Origin of the sequence: Bradyrhizobium sp. SZCCT0231, assembly GCF_018130245.1 — a bacterium.
In the GTDB taxonomy this organism is placed as follows: Bacteria; Pseudomonadota; Alphaproteobacteria; order Rhizobiales; family Xanthobacteraceae; genus Bradyrhizobium; species Bradyrhizobium japonicum_F.
Genome location: NZ_JAFCKP010000005.1, coordinates 342,232 through 351,158, shown reverse-complemented (window position 1 = coordinate 351,158; position 8,927 = coordinate 342,232). Strand labels below are relative to the sequence as shown.

Genomic DNA, 8,927 nt, shown 5'->3' with positions numbered 1-8,927 from the left:
GGCCTCAGCCAGGAAGAGGCGGTCGGCCTCGTCGTCAACGGCTTCGTCAAGGACGTGCTGCAGCAGCTGCCGATGGAATTCGCGGTGGAAGCGCAGAAGCTGATCTCGATCTCGCTCGAAGGGTCGGTTGGCTGATCGCCGACCCCAGCGGTGCGCACCTCGCGCTCCAACATCAATTGAATAGACTGGGTACCAAGATGCCTTTGCTTGAAGTGAAAGACCTGAAGGTTCGTGTCGAGGAGCGTGAGATCCTCCACGGGCTGACGCTGACCGTGAACGAGGGCGAGGTGCACGCGATCATGGGGCCGAACGGCTCAGGCAAATCGACGCTCTCCCACGTCATCGCCGGCAAGCCCGGCTACGAGGTCACCGACGGCCAGATCCTGTTCAAGGGCGAGGACCTCCTCGAGATGGATCCGGACGAGCGCGCCGCGAAGGGCGTGTTCCTGGCGTTCCAGTATCCGGTCGAGATTCCCGGCGTTGCCACCATGACCTTCCTGCGCACCGCGCTGAACGCGCAGCGCAAGGCGCGCGGCGAGAGCGAATATTCGACGCCGGACTTCCTGAAGAAGGTCCGCGAGGTCTCGAAGTCGCTGAACATCCCGCAGGACATGCTCAAGCGCGGCGTCAATGTCGGCTTCTCCGGCGGCGAGAAGAAGCGCAACGAGGTGCTGCAGATGGCGCTGTTCGAGCCGAGCCTGTGCATCCTCGACGAGATGGATTCCGGCCTCGACATCGACGCGCTGCGCATCGCAGCCGACGGCGTCAACGCGCTGCGCTCGCCCAAACGCGCGATGGTCGTCATCACCCACTATCAGCGGCTGCTGAACTACATCGTGCCCGATTTCGTGCACGTGATGTCGAAGGGCCGTGTCGTGAAGAGCGGCGGCAAGGATCTGGCGCTGGAGCTGGAAGCCTCCGGCTACGCCCAGTTCGAGGATGCCGCGTAAGGAATTTTGTGATGAACGTTGCTGTGGCAAAGACCGGGAACGGCCGCGCGGTGAGCGATCTCTTCGCCAGCGCCGAAGGCCGCCTGCCGGGTTCGCCGGCAGTGGCAGCAGTGCGCCGCGAGGCGTTCGAGACCTATGAGCGTCTCGGCCTGCCGCACCGCCGGATCGAGGAATGGAAATACACCGACCTGCGCGCGCTGGTCGGCGAGGTGCTGCCGCTGGCAGCCGCGCCCGATGCGGCCGCGCTGAAGCGCGCCGCGGAAGCGGTCAAGGCGCATGCGATCGCGGGCGCCCGCAAGCTGGTGCTGGTCGACGGCGTGTTCGCGGCCGATCTCTCCGACGTGAAGGCGCTCGCCTCCGAAGCGAGCCTCAAGACGCTGCGCGAGTCGCTGGACAAGGATGCCGGTCTGCTCAGGACCGCGTCCACCGATGCCGTGATCGCGCTGAACGCGGCGCTGGCGACCGACGGCGTGGCGCTGTCGATCGCGGATGGCACGCAGCTCACTGCGCCGATCCAGATCATCCATGTTGCGGCCGCTGCCTCGGCCTCGGCCGTCACCCGTTCGCAGGTCGTGGTCGGGAAGGGCGCTCGCGCCACCATCATCGAGAGCTTCGTCGCCGCCGGCGCCAAGACCTACCAGGTCAACGACGCCGTCATCGTCTCGATCGGCGACAATGCCGACGTCGCCCATATCCGCCTGATGGACGATGCGCCCGACGCGATGAACGTCTCGTCGCACTTCGTCACCGTCGGCGCCAATGTGAAGTTGAACTTCTTCAACATGACGACCGGTGCTGCGGTCAGCCGCCTGCAGGGCTTCATTACGTTCTCGGGCGAGGGCAGCGAACTCGCGGCCAATGGCGTGAACCTGCTGCAGAAGACCGAGCATGGCGACACCACGCTGGTCGTCGACCATGCCGTGCCGAACTGCGTCAGCCGCGAGACCTTCCGCGCCGTGGTCGACGATCGCGCCCATTCGGTGTTCCAGGGCCGCATCATCGTCCGTCCCGACGCGCAGAAGACCGACGGCAAGATGATGACCCGTGCGCTGCTGCTCTCGGACGAAGCCGAGGCCGACAACAAGCCCGAGCTGGAAATCTTTGCCGACGACGTCTCCTGCGGCCACGGCGCCACCGCCGGCGCGCTGGATGACAGCCTGCTGTTCTATCTGAAGGCCCGCGGCCTGCCCGAGAAGCAGGCCCAGGCGCTGCTGATCCAGGCCTTCGTCGGCGAGGCGATCGAGCAGATCGCCGATGATACGTTGCGCGAGCACGTGATCGGCATCGCCGAGCGCTGGCTGGAGCGGCGGTCATGAGCACGCATCCGGCAGTCAAGAACGGGGCCTATGACGTTGCGCGCGTGCGTCAGGACTTTCCGGCGCTCGCCATGCAGGTCTACGGCAAGCCGCTCGTCTATCTCGACAACGCAGCCTCCGCGCAGAAGCCGCAGTCCGTGCTCGACCGCATGACGCAGGCCTATACGAGCGAATACGCCAACGTGCATCGCGGCCTGCATTACCTCGCCAATGCCGCGACGGAGGCCTACGAAGGCGCGCGGGCAAAAGTCGCGCAGTTCGTCAACGCCCGCCGGACAGAGGAAATCATCTTCACCCGCAACGTCACCGAGGCAATCAACCTCGTGGCGTCGTCCTGGGGCGAGCCGAACATCAAGCAAGGCGACGAGATCGTCCTCTCGATCATGGAGCACCATTCCAACATCGTGCCCTGGCATTTCCTCAGGGAACGCCATGGCGCAGTGATCAAATGGGCGCCCGTCGATGACGAGGGCAATTTCCTGATCGACGAGTTCGAGAAGCTGCTGACGCCGAAGACCAAGCTGGTCGCCATCACCCAGATGTCGAACGCGCTCGGAACGTTCGTTCCGATCAAGGAGGTGGTGCGGCTGGCCCATGATCGCGGCATTCCGGTGCTGGTCGACGGTGCGCAAGGCGCGGTGCATCTGCCCGTCGACGTGCAGGATCTCGACTGCGATTTCTACGCGTTCACCGGCCACAAGATCTACGGCCCGACCGGCATCGGTGCGCTCTATGCCAAGCACGAGCACCTTGTCGCGATGCGGCCCTTCAACGGCGGCGGCGAGATGATCCGCGAGGTTGCCAAGGACTGGGTCACCTATGGCGATCCGCCGCACAAATTCGAAGCCGGCACCCCGCCCATCGTCGAAGCGATCGGCCTTGGCGCGGCCATCGACTACGTGAATTCGATCGGCAAGGAGCGCATCGCCGCGCACGAGCGCGATCTCACCACCTACGCCCAGGAGCGCCTGCGCGAGATCAACTCGCTGCGGCTGATCGGTACGGCGCGGGGCAAGGGCCCGGTGATCTCCTTCGAGCTCAAGGGCGCGCATGCCCACGACGTCGCCACCGTGATCGACCGCCAGGGCATCGCGGTGCGCGCGGGCACGCATTGCGTCATGCCGCTTTTAGAGAGGTTCAACGTCACGGCCACCTGCCGGGCCTCGTTCGGCATGTATAATACGCGGGAAGAAGTCGATCATCTGGCACAGGCGCTATTGAAGGCGCGGGATTTGTTCGCATGAGTGACACGGCCGAAATCAAAGCCAATCCGATGGAGACTCATTCGGCGCTGCCGCCGGAGGAGACCGAGCGGCTGACCACCGAGATCATTGCCGGGCTCAAGACCGTGTTCGATCCGGAAATCCCCGCCGACATCTACGAGCTCGGCCTGATCTACAAGGTCGAGATCAAGGACGACCGTTCGGTCGACGTGCTGATGACGCTGACGACGCCGAACTGCCCGGCCGCCGGCGAGTTGCCGACCATGGTCGAGAACGCGGTCGCCAGCGTCCCTGGCGTCGGCGTGGTCGACGTCAAGGTCGTCTGGGAACCGCCGTGGTCGCCGGAACGCATGAGCGACGAGGCGCGCCTCGTGCTCAACATGTGGTGACGGCCTCAGCCCGCATTGAATTCGCTCCGCAACGGACCACATAAATAACATGACCCAGGCGACACCAGCATCCTCCACTCCGAAGCCGCGGCGGCCGCGCCCGCAGGTGATGCGGCTGACGGACGCTGCTGCCAAGCGCATCACCGAGCTGACCCAGCGCGCGGATTCGGAGATCGTGGGCCTGCGCGTCGGCGTGAAGAACGGCGGCTGCGCCGGCCAGTCCTACACGGTCGAATATGCCCACGAGATCCGCCCGACCGACGAGGTCGTCGAGGACAAGGGCGTCAAGATCCTGGTCGATCCCAAGGCCGTGCTGTTCCTGCTCGGCACCGAGATGGACTACAAGGCCGATAAGATGCAGGCCCAGTTCGTCTTCAACAATCCCAACCAGGTCTCCGCCTGCGGCTGCGGCGAATCGGTCGAGCTGCGGCCGGCCAAGATCGACGGGTAAGCCAAGCTCGCGCCAATCATGCTGCCGTCGTCCCGGCGAACCTTCCTGGGCAATATCCGCGCGGCGTAGGGCATGCTGGCACAACACGATCGGTGTCGTCCCGGACAAGCGAGCGCAGCGCGCGCTGATCCGGGACCCATACTCCCAGCAGAAAACTGTCGCGCGGGCTGGCAACTCCGAGTCTTCGCCAAACCACGCCCTGTGGCTATGGGTCCCGGATCTGCGCGCGCTTTGGGCGCGCTTGTCCGGGACGACAGCGGAGCTTGAGGCTCGTCCTTCGCATTATACGAGATGTCGTCCCGGCGAACGCCGGGACCCATACCGCGTGATCTCTCGATGATAGGCGGTGTCGGTACCAACACTGGCACGATTGGCAGTGTTCGCTAAACTGCTCCCTGTGGTTATGGGTCCCGACGCCAGTGCGCAATTGCGCACAAGACCGGGACGACGCTGGGGAGACAGTTCGGCCATGGACCGCGAATTCCTGATCGACCTGTTCGCCGATTTCGGCCCGGTCACCATCCGAAAAATGTTCTCCGGCTACGGCATCTCCGCCGACGGCGTCAATTTCGCGCTGTCGCTCCGTGCCGGCCTGTTCTTCCGCGCCGACGAGATGACCATTCCGGACTTCGAGGCCGAAGGCTCAAAGCCGTTCCAGTACTCGACCCGCGCCAAGATCGTGGTGGTCAACTCCTACTGGGAGCTGCCCGCGCGCCTGTTCGATGATTCCGCCGAGCTTGCGCAATGGGCGAGGGCAGCACTCGCCGCGGCCCAGCGCGCCAGGGTGAAGAAGCGGCCGAAGGGGAAGAAGGCGGTGAAGAAGGCAGCGAAAAAGGCGGCGGCGAAGAAGCCCGCTGCCAAGAAGCGGCCAGCCAAGAAGACGGTGCGTAGGGTGGGCAAAGCGAAGCGTGCCCACCATTCACGGCGGTAATGCTGGAAAAATGGTGAGCACAGCGCTTGCGCGCTTTTGCCCACAGGACCTGACGTTCAATCCACGGCCTTGGTCAGGCCGACCCTCATGTCCTTGGCCGTGAAAACGCAGGTGCCGTCGGCAAGCACCCGACCGTCGGCAATTCCGAGCACCAGCTTGCCGCGCCGGACCATGCGCATCGCGACCTCGTAACGCACGCATTTCGTATCGGGTGTAATGGTCCCCGTGCACTCCACGTCGCCGACGCCGATGGCGCGGCCCTTGCCCGGCGAGCCCGACCAGCCGAGCCAATAGCCAATCATCTGCCACATGGCGTCGAGGCCCAAGGAAGCCGGCATCATCGGGTCGCCGCGATAGTTGCAATCGAAGAACCAGTGGCTTGGTGTGACGTCGAGCTCACCGACGACATGGCCCTTGCCGAACTCGCCGTTGTCGAGGCTGATCTCCGTGATGCGGTCCATCATCAGCATCGGCGGTGCCGGCAATTGCGCATTGTCCGGGCCGAAATAGCCGCCTTCGCTCGATCTCAGCAGCTCGTCCCTGGTGTAGGAGGGTTGCGGCGTATGGAAATCATGAGGATTGGGCAAGGCGATCAGTCCTCGATGCTCGCGGTCAGGTGCCACGGCGGCGAGGAAGATGTCGGTCGTCAGTCTGGAAAGTCAAGCACGGACGGGAGCCGTCTCATGCCACCCGGCTGTGCGTCTCGACCGCGTACTCCGGATCGGCTTCGCAGATCACGCGGTTGCGGCCGTTGCGCTTGGCGGCGTAGAGGCAGGCGTCCGCACGCTCGATCAGCGCGTCGGTGTCGTCGCCCTCCTTGAGCATGGAGACGCCGACGGAGATGGTGACGCGGCCGAGGATCTCGCCGGTCGATTTCTTCTTCAATTCCTTCGCCATCACGGCGCGGCGGATGTGGTCGGCCACCGTGAGTGCCTGGCGCAGCGCGGTGTTGGGCAGCACGACCGCGAATTCCTCGCCGCCATAGCGCGCGGTGATGTCCTGGCCCTTGATGGTCTGCTTCAGCGAAAGCCCGACGAGCCGCAGCACCTGGTCGCCGGTGAGATGGCCGTAGGAATCGTTGAACGACTTGAAGTGATCGATGTCGAACAGCAGCAGACACAGCGGCTCGCCGGAGGCGAGCGCGCTCTGGACGGCCATGCCGATCATGCGGTCGAAATATTTACGGTTGCCGAGGCCGGTGAGCGGATCGGTCAGGCTTTCGGCGCGGATCGCTTCCAGGCTCTGCTGGAGATTGCTGATCTCGTTCTTCGACAGCGTCAGCCGGTCTTCCAGCGCCTTGTTGGTCTGGCGCATCTCGCTGGTCGAGCGCAGCAGCGCCTCGACGACAGCCTTGATCTGGTCGCGACTCTTGGCCGACGACAGCTTCTCGGTCGCGCCCGACAGGCTGGTATCGTAGGCGCCGGTCATGCCGAGCGCCTCGCCCAAGACCTTCATCACGTCGTCGATCTCGCCGATGACGCGCGCGCCGACCTTGTCGATGCGGTCGGTGGTCTTGATGTGGGAGAGATAGGTCTCGTAGATCTGCTCGAGATCGGCTTCGGTCAGCTTGCCGCTGCGCGCCAGCGTCTCGTTGATGATCTTGTTGAGCGGCGCGTTGTAGCCGGTGGCGTAGACGTACCAGATCTCGTAGTTGCGGGGAATTGCAGTCTGTCGAAGCGATCGGATCTGACCGAGCGCCACCTCGGCGAACGCCATCGTGCGTTCGTGTTCGTCGAGCACTTTGATCACGGAACATACCCCACAGCGGTCGGCGCGCCATCGACCGCAGCAATGCTTAAATTATGTTCGTAGGCTAACGGACGATCGTGAACGCCCCGTAAATATACGTTCACGAATGCATCTAAAAAACTGTGCGGCGGGTTTGCTCAACCGAAACCTGGAGCGCGCGTCGCGCTTCAGGCGCCTGCGGGGGAGCGAACCGGCCGCAGCAGAAACGCCGGCAGATGCGAATGATCGCCCGGCTCGGTGTCGATCTCGCGCTGGCGGCGCGGCTCGGGACGGCCGATCGAGGGCACATGCGAATTGTTGGCCTGCGCCCGCGCACCATGACGCGGCTCGGATGATGGCCTGGCTTCGCGCGGAGGCCTTGCCTCGCGTGCAGGCCTCGCCTCGGCGGCGGGCCGTGCCTCGCCACGCGCTTCGCGCGGCTCGTGGCTGCGCTCGCGGCCGTGATCGCGGCGCTCGCCGCGTTGCGGCTTGCCGCGTCCGCCGCGTGAACGTTCACGACCGCGCTGCTCGCGCGGACGCTCGCCCGCATCGGAGGCCTCGGCCGGGACTTCGTAATTGCCTTCGGCGCGCGGAATGCTCTGGCCGATCAGCTTTTCGATCGCCGCCATCGACTTCTGATCGAGCGGTGTCACGATCGAGATCGCGGTGCCGGTTCGCCCGGCGCGGCCGGTGCGGCCGATGCGGTGGACGTAGTCGTCGGCGTGATGGGGAACGTCGAAATTGAAGACGTGGCTGACCTCGGGAATGTCGAGGCCGCGGGCGGCGACGTCGGAGGCGACGAGCAGCGGCAGCTCACCCTTGCGGAACTGGTCGAGCGCGGCCATGCGGGCCGGCTGGTCCATGTCGCCATGTAGCGCGCCGACGCTGAAGCCGTGCTTCTGAAGCGATTTGTGAACGATCGCGACCTCGCGCTTGCGATTGCAGAAGATGATCGCGTTCTTGAGGTCCTTGGCCTCGCGCAGCAGGCGGCGGAGCAGCTCGCGCTTCTCGTGCGCCTCGCGTCCGGCGGGCACCTGGGCTTGCGTGACGGTGACGGCGGTGGTGGCGGGCCTGGAGACCTCGACCTTCTGCGGATTGTGCAGGAAGGCTTCGGTGATGCGCCGGATTTCCGGCGGCATGGTCGCGGTGAAGAACAGGGTCTGCCGCGTGAACGGGACGAGCTTGCAGATGCGCTCGATGTCGGGAATGAAGCCCATGTCCAGCATGCGGTCGGCTTCGTCGATGACGAGCAGCTCGACGCCGGTGAGCAGCAGGCCGCCGCGTTCGGTATGGTCGAGCAGGCGGCCGGGGGTGGCGATCAGCACGTCGACGCCGCGCATCAGCTTGGCATCCTGGTCGCCGAAGGAGACGCCGCCGATGAGGAGGGCGACGTTGAGTTTCTGGCCGGCGCCGTAGCGGTCGAAGTTTTCCTTCACCTGGGCCGCGAGCTCGCGGGTCGGCTCGAGGATCAGCGTGCGCGGCATGCGCGCCCGGGCTCGACCCTTTTCGAGGATGGTGAGCATCGGCAGGACGAAGGCTGCGGTCTTGCCGGTGCCGGTCTGGGCGATGCCGAGCACGTCCTTGCGTGCGAGGACGTGGGGGATCGCCTGTTCCTGAATGGGGGTGGGATTGGTGTAACCGGTGGCCGCCACTGCGGCGAGGACTTTTTCGGACAGTCCGAGATTTGAAAAGGACATTGAGCCTCTGGTCGAAACCGCCGTTCGGAATCGAGGGTAATAAGGCTGTCGCGCTCCACCCCGAAACGGCGCGCTCTCGAAGAAGCTGGGGGTGCTGACTCACGCGGACAAAGCGCCAGGCTCGAGAATCGGACTTCGATCTGAGCCGCGTCGCCCCGGAACATAGGGGGGAATTGGCCAAAGTCAATGGAGCGGGCGCGGGAAGGCCCTAAAAACCCTGAGGTTTTTGCCCAAATTACGGG

General features: G+C 64.8%; 9 protein-coding genes. 6 read left to right on the top strand and 3 right to left on the bottom strand.

Annotation, left to right across the window (positions count from 1 at the left end):
- Positions 1–197 precede the first annotated feature (197 nt).
- The 6 genes from sufC to JQ566_RS16670 all read left to right on the top strand — a co-directional run bounded on the left by sufC (position 198) and on the right by JQ566_RS16670 (position 5,260).
- Positions 198–950 (top strand): Fe-S cluster assembly ATPase SufC, encoded by a 753-nt coding sequence (gene sufC / locus JQ566_RS16695; RefSeq protein WP_212373549.1) that lies wholly within the window; start codon positions 198–200, stop codon positions 948–950.
- Between the two features lie 11 nt (positions 951–961).
- Positions 962–2,266: a Fe-S cluster assembly protein SufD gene (sufD, locus tag JQ566_RS16690; protein WP_212373547.1), complete on the top strand. Its 1,305-nt coding sequence runs from the start codon at positions 962–964 to the stop codon at positions 2,264–2,266.
- Complete coding sequence (locus tag JQ566_RS16685) at positions 2,263–3,510, top strand: cysteine desulfurase (RefSeq protein ID WP_212373545.1); 1,248 nt, start codon at positions 2,263–2,265, stop codon at positions 3,508–3,510. The genes sufD and JQ566_RS16685 overlap by 4 nt, the downstream gene beginning before the upstream one ends.
- Positions 3,507–3,878 (top strand): SUF system Fe-S cluster assembly protein, encoded by a 372-nt coding sequence (locus JQ566_RS16680; protein ID WP_028177247.1) that lies wholly within the window; start codon positions 3,507–3,509, stop codon positions 3,876–3,878. Before JQ566_RS16685 ends, JQ566_RS16680 begins: the two co-directional genes overlap by 4 nt.
- 49 nt (positions 3,879–3,927) lie before the next feature.
- Positions 3,928–4,329 carry a HesB/IscA family protein gene (locus JQ566_RS16675; protein ID WP_027572271.1) on the top strand — a complete coding sequence of 134 codons (402 nt, stop codon included), beginning with the start codon at positions 3,928–3,930 and terminating at the stop codon, positions 4,327–4,329.
- 469 nt (positions 4,330–4,798) lie between these two features.
- The gene (locus JQ566_RS16670; protein WP_212373543.1) at positions 4,799–5,260 is read left to right on the top strand and encodes a TfoX/Sxy family protein; all 462 of its coding nucleotides are present in this window, start codon (positions 4,799–4,801) and stop codon (positions 5,258–5,260) included.
- Positions 5,261–5,316: 56 nt separating this feature from the next.
- On the opposite strand, the gene fabA is transcribed toward JQ566_RS16670, so the two are convergent.
- The 3 genes from fabA to JQ566_RS16655 all read right to left on the bottom strand — a co-directional run bounded on the left by fabA (position 5,317) and on the right by JQ566_RS16655 (position 8,685).
- Positions 5,317–5,847, bottom strand: a complete 531-nt coding sequence (fabA, locus tag JQ566_RS16665; protein WP_212373541.1) for a bifunctional 3-hydroxydecanoyl-ACP dehydratase/trans-2-decenoyl-ACP isomerase — start codon at positions 5,845–5,847, stop codon at positions 5,317–5,319.
- 94 nt (positions 5,848–5,941) lie between these two features.
- Entirely contained in the window at positions 5,942–7,009 is a 1,068-nt protein-coding gene (locus JQ566_RS16660) for a GGDEF domain-containing protein (RefSeq protein ID WP_212373539.1), read from the bottom strand.
- A gap of 167 nt (positions 7,010–7,176) precedes the next feature.
- Positions 7,177–8,685 (bottom strand): DEAD/DEAH box helicase, encoded by a 1,509-nt coding sequence (locus tag JQ566_RS16655; protein ID WP_212373538.1) that lies wholly within the window; start codon positions 8,683–8,685, stop codon positions 7,177–7,179.
- Between the last annotated feature and the right edge of the window lie 242 nt (positions 8,686–8,927).